Below are 17,484 nucleotides of genomic sequence, written 5' to 3'. Positions count from 1 at the left end.
TCCGCCCAAGACACAGGAACACTCCCCATGCAGCGCATGAGCCGTTTGCTCGCCTTCTTCTTTCTGGTGATCCTTGCCGGGCCGGTCGCATCGGCGGCAGAACCCGAATGGGACGCGCGTGTGGTTACTGGCGAACTGGGCAATGGCCTTCGCTATTTCATCCATGACAGCGGCAAGGCGGGCGAACCTTTCAATATCCGCCTGATCGTTCATGCGGGGTCTGCAGATGAGCAAGGCCCGAGTGGTTTGGCCCACGGGCTTGAACACATGGTGTTCCAGTCGACAAAGGATCATCCGGAAACCCTGCATCGCTACTTCCAGAAGATCGGCTGGCGTACGGGCGTTCAGATCAATGCCCTGACACGGGAAACGGAAACCCAGTTCATGGTGAGAACCCGGCCAGATGATGCGCTGGATCTGGACCAGTCTCTCGCTTTCCTTGCGGACATGTTGTTCGACGCGCAGCTCCTGCAAGAAGACTGGGACAAGGAGCGTTTCGTCGTTCTTGAAGAAATGCGCCGGGGAGAGGGGGCGGCCAGCCGCCTCAGCCGTCAGAAGAAGGAACTTCTTCGGGTCGGCTCCCGGTTTGTCGGCAGACCGACGATCGGCACGTTGCAAGATGTCGAAGCCATGACGGCGGCAGACATGCGTGACTTCTACTACCGGTTTTATGTGGCGTCCAACATGAGCGTGGTGATCTCGGGCCGTGTTGATCCTCAATTGGCTATAGCTAGCCTGGAACGGCATTTTGGCCCGGCGGAGAGCAAGCCGCGTCCGGACCGCAGCTATCTGGTTCTCCCGCTCAAAGACACGCTGACGACGGGGTTGGTTCAGGATCCGGCCGGCAGCAGCTCGCAGGTGACCTATGCCTTCCGGGTCAAGGTTCCTCCCCGGATTTCAGAGGCTGGCCAGCGTGCCTATCTGGAGAAGTATTTCCTTTCCAAGCTGATGCGTGAGGAGATGCAGGAACAGGCTAACCACTATGCCCGCGATGTCGATTCCTTGACCTTCGTGGTGCAGGAAACGACAGAGGAGCGGCTTGTTCTGGCCTTCAACGCACGGACCAATGATCATGACCGTGGCTGGAAGATCCTGCTTGAAGCCGTCGAAAGGCTCCGCCGGGACGGCTTGGATGAAAAGGCCTTCGAGGAGCTGATGGCGCGGGCCCGCCGCATCAACCAGAACAACATCAAGGCGGCTGAAAGCCGGACCTTTGCCGAATGGGAAGACAAGATCACGTCGGCGATCCTGACGAATTCCGTGCTGGATGCTCCTGCCGCAAAGTCCCGGCGCACATCCCTGTTGCTGGATCAGATCACCCTTGAAGGATTGAACGAGCGGATGCGTGCCCTGCTGGCCGAGCCGGATCAGGTGCTTTTCTATCAGGTGCCGGGCGGCCAGAAGCGCGTTTTGCCGCAGGCGGCTGACATCGCCGCCTTGCGTGATCAGCTTGCGTCTATGGAGACACTGCCGGATCTGCCGCCAATCCCGGAGGCCGCAAATACGCCCGAGGACATTCCACTGCCTGTGTGGCCGGAAGCCGCTCAACTCGGCCGGGATGGTAAGATCGTCGCTACGCGGGAAAGCGGCGGGCCGAATGTGATGGACTGGACGCTTTCCAACGGCGACCGTCTGATCTGGCTGGAGCGGCCGACGCCGGATGGCAAGGTCTATCTCTCCGGCCGCTCGGCGCCCGGATACATGAATGCCGAATTTGGCAGCGCTCTCTCACAGGCCGCCCTGCAGCTTTGGGAACAGAGCGGGTTCAGTTTCTGGTCACAGCAGGAAAATGAACGCTGGTCAAAGGATCAGGCACCTGGTTGGAGCTGGGCCCTGAAGGATGGCGTGCTCGACATTGGTCTTGCAATGAATCCGGAAAAGCTTCCGGAACTTGCCGAACGCTATGCTGCGATGGTCCGTTTCGGCTTCATCCGGGAAGAGGCAGTCGCGGACCTCGCGGAACAGGCTGGCCATGCCAGTGAGGAAGGGCAGGCATATTCCGAGTTCGTTTTCGGGGACACGGCCGCTCGCACCGGCGTCGAGAGCCTGCGGGATGTCTCCGGGGATCAGCTTGCAGCTGCCGCCGAAGGATTGATCAATGCGCCTGTGGAGTGGTTTGCCGTTGGGCCTGCTCCTCAAGGCAAGTCGCTGGAAGATTTTGTCTCTGTGATTGGTGCGCTTCCCCGTTCTGCATCGCTCACACCTGCTCCGGCCCTGCAACGCCCCGGTGTCCATCAGACAGAGGTTCGTGAACTTCCCAGCAATCGGGCCGAGGTGAAGGTTTCGTTCTTTGCGCCAAGGTCCTGGACACCTGAAGACAGTTTCCTGTTGTCGACCATTACGCCGCTGACCCAGGAAGCCTTGAAGACCGAGCTGCGCTATGAGCTCGGCGGAGTTTATTCCACCCGCTTCGAGCTGGAGCTTGATCCTGATACGGACAGGATCATCGGCACCTTGTCCTTTGTCTGCGATCCGGCGCGCAGCAAAGAGCTGGTTCAGGCCGCACTCGGTGTTCTGAAGCAGATGCCGGAAACGGTTCTGGCTGCCGATCTTGAGCGGATCCGTTCCGATATCGCCTTTGCGGAAGAGACCAGGTTGCGCGATCCGAACACCTGGTTGCGGCGTCTTGCGCTGAGCTACCGCCGCTATGGGGACGCAGGATATCTCGACCGTATGACCGGATTGGGCGCTGAACTGACGGCTGACCGGCTTGCGGGGTTTGCCCGTGAAGCTTTCCAGCTCGACAATCTCTCGATCATGGTCCGGTTGCCAAAAGACGGCTAATGCCGGACCAGAGCTCAAGTTGATTGAAACGCCCAAGAAGAAGTCTTTGGTGAACAAGGTAACTTTGCTAGGGTGCTGCAAAATTTGATCTTGTCCCGGATCCAGGGGCAGGCACTCTGGAGGAGTAGAACGAATGTCGCTGGCGGCCATGCAAGTTTCCGTTTCCCGCAATGAAGATGCAGTCGCAGCTGTCGTCGATATCCTGAGCAGCAAGTTCGGCGATCGCTGCTCCACCTCCGGTGCGGTCCGCCAGCAGCATGGTCACACCACCACCTGGCTTCCGAACCAGGCACCGGACGCCGTGGTGTTTGCCGAAAGCACGGAAGAGGCTGCTGAGGTCGTGCGCCTGTGCCATGAATATGGCGTACCGGTGATCCCCTTCGGCACCGGTTCTTCCCTCGAAGGCCATGTGAATGCGCCGGGCGGCGGCATCTCGCTCGATCTTTCCCGGATGAACCAGATCCTCGAAGTTCATGCGGAAGATCTGGACTGCCGGGTCCAGGCCGGCGTGACCCGCAAGCAGCTCAATGCCTTTCTGCGCGATACCGGCCTGTTTTTCCCGATCGATCCGGGTGCCGATGCAAGCCTTGGCGGCATGGCTGCCACCCGGGCCTCCGGCACGAACGCTGTGCGTTACGGCACCATGAAGGATGTGGTTCTGGGCCTGACAGTGATCACCGCCCGCGGCGAGATCATAAAGACCGGTGGACGGGCAAAGAAGTCGTCGGCCGGTTACGATCTGACCCGTCTGTTCGTGGGCTCGGAAGGAACGCTCGGCGTGATCACCGAACTAACGCTCCGTCTCTTCGGGCAGCCGGAAGCGATTTCCGGCGGGGTCTGTCCTTTCCCGGATATCGAATCTGCCTGTAATGCAGTCATCATGACCATTCAGTGCGGTCTTCCGGTCGCTCGTATCGAGCTTCTCGATGAATTGCAGGTGAAGGCCTGCAACGCCTATTCCAAGCTGAGCCTTGAGGAAACGCCGACGCTCTTCCTGGAATTCCACGGCACGGAAGCCGGTGTGAAGGAACAGGCTGAGCTGTTTGAAGCCATTGCCCAGGATTGCGGTGGTGGCACTTTCCAGTGGACTGCTCAGGCCGAGGAGCGCACCCAGCTCTGGACTGCCCGTCATGATGCCTATTGGTCGTCCTTCGTTTTGCGTCCGGGCGCCAAGGGTGTTTCCACGGACACTTGCGTGCCGATTTCGCGCCTTGCCGAATGCGTGATGGAGACCAAGCAGGATCTTCTGGACAACAATCTTCTGGGCACGATCGTGGGCCACGTCGGTGACGGCAATTTCCACGTTCTGGTGCTGGTTGACGAGAACAATCCGGACGAGATCGCTGCGACAGAAGCCTTTGTAGAGCGGCTCAACTGGCGTGCGATCGATATGGGCGGCACCTGCACCGGCGAGCATGGGGTCGGGCAGGGCAAGATGAAGTATCTGAAGCGGGAACACGGGCCAGCGCTCGACACGATGCGCGCCATCAAGGCAGCGCTTGACCCGAAGAACATCATGAACCCGGGCAAGGTTCTTCCCCCGGCCTGAGGCGTTCCCCGCCCGCGGGTATGGCCCGCGGGCGGGACATGTCATGATATCGTGACGATTCGAGTGGAAACCGCTTGAACAGTGGAGTTTTGCCGAGGGCAGGAAGTCGAGGGAATGGGTCTGAATTCGGTCTACATCACCATTGGTGTCGCGATCATTCTGGTGCTGGTCACGGCGCTGGTAGGCCCGTTTTTCGTTGACTGGTCCATGTACCGGTCCACTTTCGAAAGCTATGCGGAGCGGACACTCGGTCACAAGGTCACGGTGCTTGGCGACGCGGACCTTCAGCTTCTGCCGTCGCCCTCGGTGACCTTTACGGATGTGCGCGTGGGGGAGGCGGAAGATCCGCTTCTCGTCGTCTCGCGTTTTCAGATGCGGATCGAACTGCCGCCGCTTCTCAAGGGCGAGATCCGCGTGCTCGACATGGAGCTGGAGCGGCCGCACCTGACCCTCGGTCTGGATGAGGATGGCCGTCTCGACTGGCTGACTGCCATGGGCCATGAAAGCGCTCTTTCTGGCCTTCCGGACGATGATGTTGCCTTCGAGAATGTGACCATTACCGATGGGGCCGTCTCGATCATCGATGCCCGCAATGGTATGACCCGCAGACTGGATGATGCCAATCTCCTGGTGTCTGGCCGTTCGCTGGCTGGACCCTTCAAGGTGGACGGCACCTTGTCGAGCGAGGGAGATCCCTATTCCCTGCGCATTTCCACAGGCCGCCGCCAGGAAGATGGATCGATCCGCGTCAAGGCGGACCTGACCCCGTCCAACATTCCCGTGACCTTTTCCTCGGATGGGGTGCTGGCACATGAGGAAGCCTCTCCGGTCTATGAAGGATCTTTCTCCATGGCCTTGCTGGCTCCTGCGGCTGAGGGGGCGAATGGCTGGTCTGCCAAGGGGCAATTCAAGCTGGATGCGGAAGAACTGGACGTTCCGTCCTTTGATTTCCGCTATGGCCCGGAAGACCGGACAGCGAGCCTGGAAGGGCGGGCCAATCTGACACTGACCGGCGCGCAGCGGTTCGATATACGCGGCAAGGCAAACCAGCTGGATCTGGACCGCCTGTTTGGCGGCGGCCCCCAGAAACCGGCCAGCCTGCCGGATGCGGTCAATGAATTGACGGCAGCCCTCTCGAAGGTTCCTGTCCCGGATATCCGTGGCGTCATTGCACTGGATGTGCCCTCCGTTGTCGTCGGTGGCGGGCTGGTTCAGGATGCAAGGCTGGATCTTGAGACGATGCTGGGGGGCTGGCGGGTCGCCCGCCTTGCCGCGCGGATGCCCGGCCGGACCACTGTTGCCACTGATGGTGATCTCGGTCTGCTGCCGGATGTGACCTATCGCGGAAATCTGGCACTCACGTCCGATCAGCCGGGCAGTTTCGTTTCCTGGTGGAAGGGCACGGGCGACGGGGTGTCGACCATGCAGCCCGTATCCGTTCAGGGGCGGGTGAGCATCGTTCCGGGCGGTGCCGCTCTGGATGATCTTCGTCTTGGACTGGATGGGACCAGCGCCAGGGGTGGACTTTCCTACCGCCAGCCAGTCAGCGGCAATCCGGAATTCTCGCTGAGCCTTGATGCCGATACGCTTGATGTGGACCAGCTGGAGACACTTGCGGGCCTTTTCCCGAACACGGCGGGTGAAGGGGGGCAGCCGGATGTGTCGCTCAGGGTGAGTGCGCGGCAGGTGAAGCTGCGCGGCGCGGAAGGCCGCAGGCTGGAGCTGGAGGCAGGCTATGCCGATGGCAGCCTTCGCATCGACCGGCTCTATGCGGATGACCTTGCAGGTGCCCAGGTGGATGTCTCCGGTCAGGTGACCAATCTTGACAGTGCGCCAGAAGGGGCCCTGAGCGGTACGCTTGCGGCAACCGATCTGGAGGGGATCGTTTCTCTTCTCAGGCAGGCCCTGCCGGACAATGTCGTGGTTGGCCAGCTCGCCAAGGCTTCCGATTTTCTGGTGCCTGCCCGTTTCAACGCCCGGCTGGATGCTTCGGCGGCCGGGGACAGCTCCGATGTCAACGTATCGCTGGACGGCACGGCGGGCGGTGTGAAAACCAGCTTCAAGGGCAGCCTGAAAGGCCGTGTCGATCAGTGGCATGATGCGGATGTCGATGGATCCCTGCATCTGAGTGGTCCGGATGGCGGACAGATCTTCCGCCAGCTTGGCTTCGACATTCTGCCCGTCGACGACTTGGGGCAGGGGGATCTGACCGTGACCGCTCGTGGCCGCCCCGAAGATGGGCTGGATGTTGCGCTTCAGGGCAATGCAGGTGAAGCGGCCCTGACTGCTGATGGATCTCTGCGGTTGATGGCGGGCAAGGACCCTGTCTATCAACTGGCGATCACGGCTGCCGTGCCGGATATCTCCCCCTTCGCTCTGCTGGCAGGCCACATGATGCCGGTCCTGTCCGGTGAGATCCCTGCTGATTTGAGCCTTGATCTGAATGGCAAGGGCACCGCCTTCACAGCGGAGAATGTCGCGGGGACCGTTGCCGGGGTTTCAGCCGATGGCCGCCTGGAAGGCGACTTTCAGCCTCCGTTTGGGGAAACCAGCCGCCGGGTGAAGGGCACGTTCAATCTGTCGTCCGTCGATTTCCAGGACTTGAGCGAAGCCATTCTTGGTGCGGATCAATGGGCTTCTGCCGGCAACGGCAGCAGCGCCTGGCCTTCCAGCTCCTTCGGTAACCCGCTGTTCGGCAATACGGACCTGACGGTCGATCTCAGCGCCGGTGAGATGCTGTTCGACGAGGATGTGCTTCTGGAGAATATGCGCACCGAGCTGCGGCTGACACCTGGCATGATGCGGCTGGACGGAGTTTCCGGGGACTACGCCGGAGGCAAGCTGAATGGCACGGTGGCGATCCGCCGGTCAGGTGCAGAGGCGTCTGTTTCCGGCCATCTGAAGCTGACGGATGCGGCACTTCAGTCTCTCGTCTGGCAGAGCGCCGGGCGCTCCGTCGCGACGGGCGATCTCAATCTCGTCGCCGACTTCGAGGGAGCGGGCCGCTCCATTTCTGCCATGGTCTCCGGCCTGACCGGGGGCGGGACTTTCCAGATCCGGCAGGGGGAACTCAGGAGCCTGAGCCCGCAAGCCTTTGGTCTGGTCATGCGGGCAACCGACGCCGGGATGGATCTGAACGAAGACAAGATCCGGGATCTGTTCCTGAGCTATCTTGATGCGGGCAGCCTGTCTTTCGACACGCTGGAAGGTGCCTTGACCATTGTCGGCGGACGGGCAAGCGCGAGAAACATCTCCGTGGATGCCAAGGATGCAGGCATCTTCGGTTCGGCCCAGGTCGATTTGAACGATTGGACGGTGGAGTCCGATTTCTCCCTCAAGGTCGATTCGGGCGAGAATGCTGTTACTGGCGCCGACCCTCAGGTGGGGCTGCTCTTCAACGGCCCGCTGGAAGCTCCGGTCCGGACAATCGATACGTCGCCCTTCACTGCCTTCCTGACCCTGCGCGCCTTTGAGCAGGAAGTGGAGCGCGTGGAGAAGCTTCAATCCGAAATCCTGGAACGGGATCGCCTGATGCGGGAGCTCAAGCGGGAGAAGCAGGAGCGCGACCGCAAGGCCCGCGAGGCTGAACTTGAGGCGCAGCAGGAGGCAGATGCCGCCGCCGCCCGCAAGGAAGACGAAGCGCGGCAAGCGGAAGAAGCCGCGGCGCGTGCCAAGCAGGAGGCGCTGGACAAGGCAACTGCTGAAGAGGCTGCCCGAAAGGCCGCAAGAGAGGCCTCCCGGAAAGCTGCTGAGCAAGCTGCCAGGCAGGCCGCTGAAAAAGCCGCTGCCGAGAAGGCGGCCGAGGTTGAGGCTGCGAGGCAGGAAGCAGAGCGCCAGGCTGCCGAGGCTGCCAGGGAGGCAGAAGAAAAGCTCCGCCAGCAACAGACCACGCCCGCTGGCCGGACATCGGCTCCGGCGGTCGAGGAAACCCCCGCAGAGTTTGCGGACCGGATCCGGTCTGTCATCCAGAACAACGCAAATGACAATTCGGCTGCAGGACCTCTCCGGGGAACGGAAGATGCGACAGGCTCCCTGCCGCCTCTGGACGCACCCCAGTCTGTGGAAGATCTCCTGAACCGTGAATTCGGCCTGCCCGCGGCGGGCAGCACAGATCTGCCGCCGCCGTCTCAGGAGGCCCGCGAGCCCGCACCGGCAGCCGATGCATCCGGTGCGGTCATTAGGCCCCGGCGTCCTGCATCCTCAGCCCCACCGCGTTACAAGACCCTGCCCAATGGCATGGTCGTGACCTACCCGTCGAACTGAGAAGCCTCAGGTCTGCTCAATCCCGGCCTCTGCGGTGATCCTGCGGATTTTGAACTGCACCATCAGCACATAGAGACTTCCCCACACAGCCCCTGGGATCAAGCTGGTCAATGCGGCGGGGCCCCTGACATAACCATAGGGCAGTGCGCCGAGGCTGTAGCTGGTCTGGAACGTGAGGGCCTGCAGGCAGCTGATCACGGTCGCTGCGATGAAGAGCGCAGGCAGCACCTGCTTTGGCGGCTGTCGCCTAAGGAGGGCGTGGAGCAGAAGGGTGCCAGGCACACTCAGAAGCAGGGCATAGGGCAGTGCAAAGACTGGAATGCCCAGCCTGCGCCAGGTCAGCGGAACAAACCCGTAGCTCTGATAGGTCGCGATGGCCTTTGGTACCACATAAAGGCTCCAGAGCAGTCCTTCCGTGAAAAGCAAAGCCAACAACACAAGCATGATGCCCGGCAGCGGGGTACCGCGGGAGGCTTTGCAGGCAGAGGTTTTTGGACTTTGAGACGCGGTCTGGCTGCTGGTCACGAGCCGTCCGGTGTTTCTGAAAGGGCTTCCTTCAGGGCAAAGACCCTCAGAGCCGATGACAGGGCGTCGTCCGGATCCCGCCCCTCGTCGATCTCGGCAACAAGTCCCGCAAGGGACATGGTGCGGCGGTCAACCGCCCGGTCGATCACCGCCCAGAATTCGGGCTCCAGAGCGACGCTGGTGCGATGTCCATGAAGGCTGAGGGACCGTTTCGACAGGGTCATTGGAATGGTCTGGGCCTTGACGGATCAGTCCGGCTTTTCCGGAGACGTCCTGGATGCCGGATGGTCGAGGCTCTGATGGTCAAGACCCCGTTGGTCAAGTCGGTGAGCCTCAAGCCGTGAGGTTTCAAGCGCCTTGCTTTTTTCGGAATGCTGCCGCTCTGCCTTGGTGCGTCCGAAGGCGGCACGGTTGGCGTCAGCAGTCTTCTCCCGTTCGCTGCGGGCCTTGCGCTTGCGGGCCTGGCGGAGATTGACGATCTCGGCAGTCATGGCGCATTCCCTCCAGACCGGATATGGCCGGGCGTCAGGTCTTCTTGCGGAAAGCGTCCAGCGAGACGACTTCACCGCCGGTGTCAGCCTTCGGGCCCTTCGGAGAACCGTCGGTGCCGTCGTCGCCGCCGTCTTCTCCGCTGGTTGTCTTCAAGGTGGCGTTGGCGGTTTCCTCGGCGCGGGCGAGTTCCTCGACCGCTTCCAGAAGGTCTTCCGGCAGCTCTTCGGCTGTCTTGCCCGGGTCGAATTCAAGCGCGAACTGGACGGACGGATCAAAGAAACCCTTGATCGCGGTGTAGGGCACCAGCAGCTTTTCCGGCACGCCGCCAAAGGACAGGCCCACTTCAAAAGCGTGTTCGCCGATGTTCAGGTCCCAGAACTGATGCTGCAGGACGATGGTCATCTCCTGCGGATACCGGTCCTTCAGGCGCTGTGAGATGCGCACGCCCGGCGCGGTGGTGTCGAAGGCGATGTAGAAGTGATGCTCACCGGGCAGCCCGGTCCGGCCCACTTCGGCGAGGATCTTCTTTACGGCGCCGCGCAGCGCGTCCTGAATGAGGATGTCGTATCTGAGAAGGTCTTCGGCCATCGTCTCGTCGTGAAAGTGTGTTGTGTACTCAAGATTCTGTCGCACATTGCCGTCTGGCGGCCCAAAAGGAAAGGCCCGATTTGGCTGCGCCCCCGTATTATTGCCAGGACAGGCAGACGAAAAGCACAGTTGCATCGCAGCAAACGCACATGACCTTGGAGAAGGTTTGTCAGTGTTCGGCGAAGTCCGGCAATCAGAAGCGAATATTTGGGAAAGTGGAGGCTTCTGTTGCCAGGTGCCTCCGGACCCCGCCTTCCGGTGCTACCCGGAAGGGCTTTAGTGGACTACTGGCACCGCATTACGCAGCGACAGCGACGTCCGAAGCATAGTTGTCGTTTGCAACTATTAAGATAGCCCGATGACGGTGGTACAATGCCGAGCAAAAGTACAGTCTTTACGCCCTCGTCGATCCTATTTCGCCCCCGCCGCAAGGCACCTGGCTCTTGCCTGATGCCCTGTGGTGGAGGCGCCGGGTACCGCCCCCGGGTCCGATAGGTTTATTGCACTGACCGTTTATTGCCGTAGCTGGTTACCCAGCAGCCCTGATATAGGCGCTCTCCCCGGCAAAGGAAACCCCCTCGCAACTTTGTGCCCAATTGGGAGGGCGGAGGCCCGGAGTTTCGAGTGGACCGTCCCGGCAGGTATGCTGCCGCCGGGACGCGTATTCACCGCTGGCGTCAGGCCTTCTTCTCGGCTTCCGGCTTCGGCGCGTTCTGGGATTTGGAAACTCCCTTCGCCAGATCTGCGGAAAGACCTTCAAGTCCGCCGGTGAGGCCAACTTCAGACAGAATCGCATCCACAAGTGGTGCCTGTGTGCGGTATCGCAGAGCGGAAGAAACCACCTGATCTGCCAATCCTGCCGGCTGCGGGGTCTCGGCGCTTGACGAGCCGCCTGCTCCGGAGCTGGCGCCGCCATTCAGCCCATCGATGTGGAAGATCTTGATGCCATCGATGTTGGACATCGGTTTCACCGACTGAGCGATAATCTCGCTGAGGCGCTCGATCAGAGACAGGCGGATCTTCATGTCGATGATTTCCTGGCTCAGCAGATTGTCAGCCTGGTTGAGCGCTGTCTTACCATCAGCATCGACCTTGTAGCGGAGCTCTGCTGCGGCAGCGCGCAGCTTTTCGGCTTCAGCCTCACCTTCCGCTTCAATGCGGAGTTTCTCTGCCTCGGCATTGGCCCGTGTTCTCAAGGATTCCGCGATATCAAGCGCGGCATTCTTTTCGGCCTCGGCTGCCACGGTGATCTTGATGGCTTCCTGCTCGGCAAGGCGGCGGGCTTCGATCAATTCAACGGCACGCTGACGCTCTGCTTTTTCACGTTCGCGGACAGTTACGACGTCTTCCTCGGCCTTGACCGCGAGAGACCGCGCACGATCGGCTTCGGCTTCGGACTCGGACAGAGCGCGGGACTTTTCGGCAATCGCAATGGACTGTTCCTGGCGGGACAGCTCGATTGCCTTGTGGCGCTCGATATTTGCGGTTTCGACAGCCCGTTCGCGTTCGATCCGCTGCTCCTCGATCTGTCGTTCAGCGAGAATGCGGGAGGATTCGACTTGCTGTTCCGCCTCGATCTCAGCCTTGCTGGCATCGCGCTTCTTTGCAGATTGCTCCGCAGCGATTTCAGACATCTGTGCGGCGCGGCGGATCTCGATCTCGCGTTGCTGTGCCAGCTTTGCGTATTCGGTCTCTCTCTGGATCTCAAGCCGCTGGCGCTCTGCCTCCAGGTTCTTCAGTTCGATGGCAACGCGGGTGTCCTGTTCGATTTCATTGCGCTGTTTGCGCTTGTTCTCGATCTCGTTGGTCAGGCGGGTCAGACCCGCCGCGTCAAATGCGTTGTCGGGGTTGAAGTACTCGCGGTTGGTCTGGTCGAGGCCGGTGAGGGAGACGGACTCGAGTTCCAGGCCGTTTTTCAGGAGATCTTCGGAAACCGCCGCCTGCACCTTTTGAACAAAGGCGACGCGCTGTTCATGAAGCTCTTCCATCGTCATCTCGGCGGCGACCGCACGAAGGGCGTCGACGAACTTTCCTTCGACGAGCTCCCTGAGGGCGTTGGGGTCCATCGTTCTCACGCCAAGTGTTTGGGCTGCGTTTGCAATCGATTCCGCTGTTGGCTGGGCGCGGACATAGAACTCTGCAAGCACGTCCACGCGCATACGGTCGCGGGTGATCAGGGCTTGGTTGTCGGCGCGGCGGACTTCCAGCCGCAGGGTGTTCATGTTGACGGGGATGGTTTCATGCAGGACCGGAAGCACGATTGCGCCACCATTCATGATGACCTTTTGCCCTCCAAGGCCGGTTCTGACGAAGGAGACCTCTTTCGAGGCCCTGCGATAGAGCCGCGCGAGAATGAGGCCGATCGCCAACAGGGCGATGATGATGACGCCGGTGACGATAAGAACCGATATCAATGTGTCGATCGTGGAAACTGGTTGATTGTACATGGAATCATTCGGCATTTTGAGCCGCTCCCAAGGAAACGCGAGTGGTTTGAAATTACGATCCGTCGCTCATTGCCGAGCTTGGGTTTCTGATTGCGCGGTAGATTGCTCCCTGGCGCGAGACGACCAGTAGAGTTTCTCCCGCTTTGAACTCTTCAGTGTCGATGTCCGGTTCAAGAAGGATGTAGTGAGCTGCCCTGTGCTGGTCGAACAGCTTGGCTTCTGCTGGACTGCCTCTTGTTGCTGAACCGCGAATGATGACTGCCATTCTTCCGATGAAGCTGTCCCCGGAAACTGCGCTTGTTTCATCGCTTGGAAGAATGCGCCCGAGAAGACCGCCTAGAGCGCGCACGGTCAGGATGGCCAGAGCTGTAGCCGCCGCTACCGCAATGATCTGAGGAGCGTAGATACGGGTCACGCTCGAGAATATCGCCTGCAGCACATATCCGCTGATCCCGAAGCTGGTCAGGAACAGGACGAGGAGAACCAGAACAGGGACCCGGCCGATGTGGAGCCATCCAAGCAGTTTGGAAAGCGCAGAGTCGCCCAGGGCAGGCTCGCCGTCGATGGCTTGCGGGCCATCGACGTCAATGCCTGCGTCCATATCTGGCAGAAACCCCTCAATCAGGCTGGACAGGGCCTGCCCGAAGATGGATGTCACGCCTTCGAGAGCCGCGATTGCCAGCATCACCGCCAGAGCGACGGCGAAGGGTGTATTGGCAGGAGCCAGAAGGAAATTCAGCACTTTGGCCTAGTCCTTTGTCTGGAAGGCCGCGAGGCGCTCCTTGATCCGATTGTTCCTGGCCAGTTCGTCAAGTTCAGCGAGCTTCGCAGCATCAGCTTTTTGTGACTGGAAGGTGCTCTGGTTCGCAATTCCACCGGCCTGCGTCATTGCCCGGTTGAAAGCGTCTTCGGCGCGTTCGACAGAAGCGCTGAGGCCATTCGGGGAAGCTGCGGCTTCATCCTTGCCGGCAATGGACTGGGAAGCCTTTTGCGCCCGGAATTCCTGCAGGTCTTCATTCATTTCGCGCTTTCGGCCTTGAAGTGCCTTGATGAACCCTTCGAATTCAGCCTGGGCTTCGCGGGTTTCTGCGATCGTGCTTTCCAGAAGGGGGACCTGGGCTTCAATGTCCAGAAGCCGCGCAACTGCAGTTTCAGCAAGATCTTCCCGGCCTTCCGCCAAGGCAATCCTGATCTTCTCGGAAAGCTCGTCGTGCTTGCGGTTTTCGTCTGCCAGACGGGTATTGGCCATATGCGCCTTCGACAGCACTTTGCCCAGTTCCGCGCGGACGTCATCAATCGCCCTGTCGACTTCCCGGATAGCTTCTTCCATGACCATTTCTGGTGCCATGTTTTCAACCGCGGTCACAAGGGAGTGGGCCGTTCCGGATATGAGCCGCGACACGCGGCCAGAAATATTCTCAGCCATGGTTTTCCTCATGTTTCTGAATATGTTTTGCGACGAGGGCGGCAAGATCACAAGTTGTTTTGCTGTTTGCCACAATCAAATTGGGGTCGTAGCAGGGACTTTTCCCTGTGACTGCAAGCCGAAGCGTGTTCTCGAGAAGCAGAAATTGACGCGCTGCGATCTCCAGTTCCAGTTCATTCAGATGCTTGTCAGAAAAGGGTGGTTCCAGATCCGATAGAATTAAACGGAAATGAGCGGTCGTGTTCGAAAGCCATTGGAGGAAATAGCTGACGAGCTCCGAGTGCTGCTTTTTCTCCTGCTCGGCTTGCTGAATGAGGCTGAGCAGATGGGTCATGACATTCTCTGCGCTTTTCAGATGTGCAGAGGGGTCGTTGTTCAGCGCTTCTCCGTCTTTTGCTCTCCGGATCAAGGTTCGAATTTTGTCGCTGGGCGTCGAGGCTTCGGGGATGTTCAGTGTTGCGAGTGCGGATGCATCCTCCGGCGATAACCTGACGCTGAGCGAAATCGATTTCTGGGTCATGAGGGGTATCTGCCATTGTGTTGCAATATCGTGTTTGTAATGCATTTTGTATGATTTTGCAATTCCTTTGTAATTCAAATGTAATTCATTTGCCGATTTGGGAAAGTGACTGGGATTTCCGGCGGAGATTTGCTAGCAGACTCCCCTTGGTGAAGAATCCTGTCAGGTCTGAAAAATGCAGCAGTATCTCGATCTTCTGGCGAAAATTCTTGATGAGGGTGCTGACCGGGGGGACCGGACGGGAACCGGGACGCGGTCCGTTTTCGGTCATCAGATGCGCTTCAATCTGGAAGACGGATTTCCGCTGGTCACGACCAAGAAGCTGCATCTGCGCTCCATCATTCACGAACTGCTGTGGTTCCTGAAAGGCGATACCAACATTGCCTATCTGAAGGAGCACGGGGTCAAGATCTGGGATGACTGGGCGGACGAGAATGGGAACCTGGGTCCGGTCTATGGCTATCAGTGGCGCTCCTGGCCAGCGCCGGACGGCCGCTCCATCGACCAGATTTCCAATCTCCTGGACATGATTGCCCGGAACCCGGAAAGCCGCCGGCTGATCGTTTCTGCCTGGAACCCGGCGCTGGTTGACGAGATGGCCCTGCCTCCCTGCCATGCCCTGTTCCAGTTCTATGTGGCCAATGGCCGGCTCTCCTGCCAGCTCTACCAGCGCTCCGCAGATGTGTTCCTCGGCGTGCCGTTCAACATCGCCTCCTATGCGCTGCTGACCATGATGATCGCGCAAGTGACCGGCTTGACGCCGGGCGACTTCGTCCACACGCTGGGCGATGCGCATCTCTATTCCAACCACTTCGATCAGGCCCGCGAACAGCTGACCAGGGCGCCGCGCCCGCTGCCTCAGATGAAGCTGAACCCGGATGTCACGGATCTCTTCGCCTTCCGCTATGAAGACTTCGAGCTGACCGGCTACGATCCCCATCCGCATATCGCCGCACCGATCGCGGTCTGATCAACCAAGGTCTTGCATTCAGGGCGGTGATCCTCCCTCGACGGAACAGGTGCCGCCGTGCCTCTTGTTGATACTCATCCCTCCGGCTCCAGAGCCAATTTCATCGGCAGCCTGTTCATGGTTCTGGCCATGGCGCTGTTTGCTTTGGAGGACACCTTCGTGAAGGCTGCCGCAAGGCAGCTTCCCGTGGGCGAGATCCTGATGCTGTTCGGCCTGGGCGGTGCGGTTGTCTTTGCGGCAACTGCTACCTCTCGCGGCGAGCGGCTCTTTGTTCCGGACGTACTGTCGAAAGCCATGCGGATCCGCTTCGTCTTTGAGCTGACGGGCCGCCTGTTCTACATCTTCGCTTTGGCTCTGACGCCCTTGTCTTCAGCCACGGCCATTCTTCAGGCAACGCCGATTGTCGTGGTCATGGGAGCAGCTCTCGTCTTTGGCGAAAAGGTGGGCTGGCGCCGCTGGACGGCCATCGCGATCGGACTGCTTGGGGTGATGATCATTCTGAGGCCCGGGGCTGAAGCCTTCTCGCCGCTGTCCATTCTGGCGGTTCTTGGGATGCTGGGCTTTGCCGGCCGTGATCTCGCCAGCCGTGCAGCCCCGCGCACGCTGGGCACCAATGTCCTTGGCTTTTACGGCTTCGTCACGGTGCTGATAGCCGGCATTATCGTGTCTGTCTGGGAGGGCGTGCCGCTGGTCGTACCTCATCTCGCGAGCGGCGGATTCATCGCCCTGGCGGTTCTTGTCGGCGCCTGTGCTTATTCCTCGCTGATGAAGGCCATGCGGACAGGCGAAGTCGCCAGCGTGACGCCTTTCCGCTATTCCCGGCTGATCTTCGGTGCGGCGCTTGGCATTTTCCTGTTCGGAGAACAGCTGGATCTGCCGATGGTGACGGGCTGTATCCTGATCGTTGCCTCCGGACTGTTCATCCTCTGGCGTGGACGCAAGGTGGCGAAATCCGCCTGAGTGTCACTCAAGCGATGTGGTGAGTGAGGCGGCCGTCGCCCGGGCAATGCGGACGAAATTCTGCGGCAGGGCTGCGATTGGGCTCCTGCGCCAGGCAACCGCCAGACTGACCGGGTCATGGGCATCCTTAAGCGGGCGCAGGGCGACGCCATGGACATTGAGCCTTGCCATGGAGGCAGGGACCAGTGACACGCCAAGATCCGCCGCCACGAGGGACAGGATGGAGGCGATTTGAGGAGCAGGAGGGCCGAGCTTCGGGTTGAAGCCAGCCTCGACGCAGGTCTTCAGGATCGCATCGTGCAGGCTCATGCCGGCATCGCGGGGCGTCAGGATGAAGGCATCATCCCGGAGCAAGGCCAGATCGATCACCCCTCCGGTTTCTGCCAGCGGATGATGCTCGGGCAAGGCAGCGAAAAGTCCTTCCTCGATCAGGGTTTCCTCGGCCAGTTCTTCCGGGTCGAAGCGGGAAGGGCGCAAGATCGCTGTATCAAGCTTTCCTTCCGACAGGGCGGAGGCCAGCACCACGGAGTTTCCCTCGGTGATTTCAATGTCCACATCCGGATAGGCTGCCCGGTAGGCGCGGATACAGGCGGGAATGACCGGGTTAAGCGCAGCAGTCCCAGTCAGGCCCATCCGTAAGGTGCCGCTCTGACCGGCCGCGACCTTGCGGGCAAGAAGAGCAGCCTGGACCGCGATGTCCGGCAGGGCCGCGACCTTTTCCTGAAAGGCCAGACCCGCAGCCGTCAGCTCAGTTCCATGGGACAGCCTTCGAAACAGCCGCGTACCGACTTCCTCCTCCAGCGCCTTGATCTGCTGGCTCAAGGGGGGCTGGCCGATGCCGAGCCGTTCGGCCGCGCGGGTGAAGCTCTGCTCCTCCGCGACCGCCAGGAAGTAACGGATATGCCTCAGTTCCATGTGGTATCTGTTCTGTATATGAAGATCGATAGTTTCATATATTAG

General features: G+C 60.2%; 14 protein-coding genes and 1 other RNA gene. 5 read left to right on the top strand and 10 right to left on the bottom strand.

All coding sequences use genetic code 11. The features are described from left to right. The first annotated feature begins 27 nt into the window (after positions 1-27). From BUA94_RS10300 to BUA94_RS10290, 3 genes are all read left to right on the top strand, one after another. On the top strand, positions 28-2,784 hold the full coding sequence (locus BUA94_RS10300) for a M16 family metallopeptidase (protein WP_073012636.1): 2,757 nt from the start codon (positions 28-30) through the stop codon (positions 2,782-2,784). Positions 2,785-2,917: 133 nt separating this feature from the next. Then, on the top strand, positions 2,918-4,333 hold the full coding sequence (locus BUA94_RS10295) for an FAD-binding oxidoreductase (RefSeq protein WP_073012633.1): 1,416 nt from the start codon (positions 2,918-2,920) through the stop codon (positions 4,331-4,333). A 114-nt stretch (positions 4,334-4,447) separates the two neighbouring features. Then, positions 4,448-8,596, top strand: coding sequence for an AsmA family protein (locus BUA94_RS10290; RefSeq protein ID WP_073012630.1), 4,149 nt, complete (start codon positions 4,448-4,450; stop codon positions 8,594-8,596). Between the two features lie 6 nt (positions 8,597-8,602). On the opposite strand, the gene BUA94_RS10285 is transcribed toward BUA94_RS10290, so the two are convergent. The 9 genes from BUA94_RS10285 to BUA94_RS10245 form a co-directional block, all read right to left on the bottom strand. After that, a complete protein-coding gene (locus BUA94_RS10285) occupies positions 8,603-9,040 on the bottom strand; it encodes a hypothetical protein (protein ID WP_139251080.1) in 438 nt (145 codons plus the stop codon). A gap of 77 nt (positions 9,041-9,117) precedes the next feature. Further along, entirely contained in the window at positions 9,118-9,345 is a 228-nt protein-coding gene (locus tag BUA94_RS10280; protein WP_073012623.1) for a ribbon-helix-helix domain-containing protein, read from the bottom strand. A gap of 24 nt (positions 9,346-9,369) precedes the next feature. After that, positions 9,370-9,612 carry a DUF4169 family protein gene (locus tag BUA94_RS10275; protein ID WP_073012620.1) on the bottom strand — a complete coding sequence of 81 codons (243 nt, stop codon included), beginning with the start codon at positions 9,610-9,612 and terminating at the stop codon, positions 9,370-9,372. A gap of 34 nt (positions 9,613-9,646) precedes the next feature. Beyond that, entirely contained in the window at positions 9,647-10,201 is a 555-nt protein-coding gene (locus tag BUA94_RS10270) for an SspB family protein (RefSeq protein ID WP_073012617.1), read from the bottom strand. A 214-nt stretch (positions 10,202-10,415) separates the two neighbouring features. Further along, positions 10,416-10,778, bottom strand: a transfer-messenger RNA (tmRNA) gene (gene ssrA, locus BUA94_RS10265). A 100-nt stretch (positions 10,779-10,878) separates the two neighbouring features. Then, positions 10,879-12,663 carry a flotillin family protein gene (locus tag BUA94_RS10260; RefSeq protein ID WP_208980046.1) on the bottom strand — a complete coding sequence of 595 codons (1,785 nt, stop codon included), beginning with the start codon at positions 12,661-12,663 and terminating at the stop codon, positions 10,879-10,881. Positions 12,664-12,700: 37 nt separating this feature from the next. Beyond that, positions 12,701-13,390: a YqiJ family protein gene (locus BUA94_RS10255; RefSeq protein ID WP_073012611.1), complete on the bottom strand. Its 690-nt coding sequence runs from the start codon at positions 13,388-13,390 to the stop codon at positions 12,701-12,703. Between the two features lie 6 nt (positions 13,391-13,396). Next, positions 13,397-14,074 (bottom strand): PspA/IM30 family protein, encoded by a 678-nt coding sequence (locus BUA94_RS10250; RefSeq protein ID WP_073012607.1) that lies wholly within the window; start codon positions 14,072-14,074, stop codon positions 13,397-13,399. Continuing rightward, positions 14,067-14,594: a hypothetical protein gene (locus BUA94_RS10245; protein ID WP_139251079.1), complete on the bottom strand. Its 528-nt coding sequence runs from the start codon at positions 14,592-14,594 to the stop codon at positions 14,067-14,069. The genes BUA94_RS10250 and BUA94_RS10245 overlap by 8 nt, the downstream gene beginning before the upstream one ends. 175 nt (positions 14,595-14,769) lie before the next feature. Between BUA94_RS10245 and BUA94_RS10240 the strand changes: the two genes are divergently transcribed. Together BUA94_RS10240 and BUA94_RS10235 are read left to right on the top strand one after the other, a co-directional pair. Further along, on the top strand, positions 14,770-15,564 hold the full coding sequence (locus BUA94_RS10240) for a thymidylate synthase (protein ID WP_073012601.1): 795 nt from the start codon (positions 14,770-14,772) through the stop codon (positions 15,562-15,564). Positions 15,565-15,621: 57 nt separating this feature from the next. Next, complete coding sequence (locus BUA94_RS10235) at positions 15,622-16,524, top strand: DMT family transporter (RefSeq protein WP_208980045.1); 903 nt, start codon at positions 15,622-15,624, stop codon at positions 16,522-16,524. Between the two features lie 3 nt (positions 16,525-16,527). Here the strand turns inward: BUA94_RS10235 and BUA94_RS10230 are convergent, their stop codons facing one another. Continuing rightward, positions 16,528-17,439: a LysR family transcriptional regulator gene (locus tag BUA94_RS10230; RefSeq protein ID WP_073012597.1), complete on the bottom strand. Its 912-nt coding sequence runs from the start codon at positions 17,437-17,439 to the stop codon at positions 16,528-16,530. Between the last annotated feature and the right edge of the window lie 45 nt (positions 17,440-17,484).

Origin of the sequence: Roseibium suaedae, from assembly GCF_900142725.1 — a bacterium.
Taxonomy (GTDB): Bacteria; Pseudomonadota; Alphaproteobacteria; order Rhizobiales; family Stappiaceae; genus Roseibium; species Roseibium suaedae.
The sequence above is the reverse complement of the archived record's forward strand: the minus strand, read 5'-3'. Positions and strand labels throughout refer to the sequence as shown.

What these genes read in the sequence shown, in the direction of transcription:
- BUA94_RS10300 (WP_073012636.1), top strand. Translation starts at nt 28, where the DNA reads ATGCAGCGCATGAGCCGTTTGCTCGCCTTCTTCTTTCTGGTGATCCTT.
- BUA94_RS10295 (WP_073012633.1), top strand. Translation starts at nt 2,918, where the DNA reads ATGTCGCTGGCGGCCATGCAAGTTTCCGTTTCCCGCAATGAAGATGCA.
- BUA94_RS10290 (WP_073012630.1), top strand. Translation starts at nt 4,448, where the DNA reads ATGGGTCTGAATTCGGTCTACATCACCATTGGTGTCGCGATCATTCTG.
- BUA94_RS10285 (WP_139251080.1), bottom strand. Translation starts at nt 9,040, where the DNA reads ATGCTTGTGTTGTTGGCTTTGCTTTTCACGGAAGGACTGCTCTGGAGC.
- BUA94_RS10280 (WP_073012623.1), bottom strand. Translation starts at nt 9,345, where the DNA reads ATGACCCTGTCGAAACGGTCCCTCAGCCTTCATGGACATCGCACCAGC.
- BUA94_RS10275 (WP_073012620.1), bottom strand. Translation starts at nt 9,612, where the DNA reads ATGACTGCCGAGATCGTCAATCTCCGCCAGGCCCGCAAGCGCAAGGCC.
- BUA94_RS10270 (WP_073012617.1), bottom strand. Translation starts at nt 10,201, where the DNA reads ATGGCCGAAGACCTTCTCAGATACGACATCCTCATTCAGGACGCGCTG.
- BUA94_RS10260 (WP_208980046.1), bottom strand. Translation starts at nt 12,663, where the DNA reads ATGCCGAATGATTCCATGTACAATCAACCAGTTTCCACGATCGACACA.
- BUA94_RS10250 (WP_073012607.1), bottom strand. Translation starts at nt 14,074, where the DNA reads ATGGCTGAGAATATTTCTGGCCGCGTGTCGCGGCTCATATCCGGAACG.
- BUA94_RS10245 (WP_139251079.1), bottom strand. Translation starts at nt 14,594, where the DNA reads ATGACCCAGAAATCGATTTCGCTCAGCGTCAGGTTATCGCCGGAGGAT.
- BUA94_RS10240 (WP_073012601.1), top strand. Translation starts at nt 14,770, where the DNA reads ATGCAGCAGTATCTCGATCTTCTGGCGAAAATTCTTGATGAGGGTGCT.
- BUA94_RS10230 (WP_073012597.1), bottom strand. Translation starts at nt 17,439, where the DNA reads ATGGAACTGAGGCATATCCGTTACTTCCTGGCGGTCGCGGAGGAGCAG.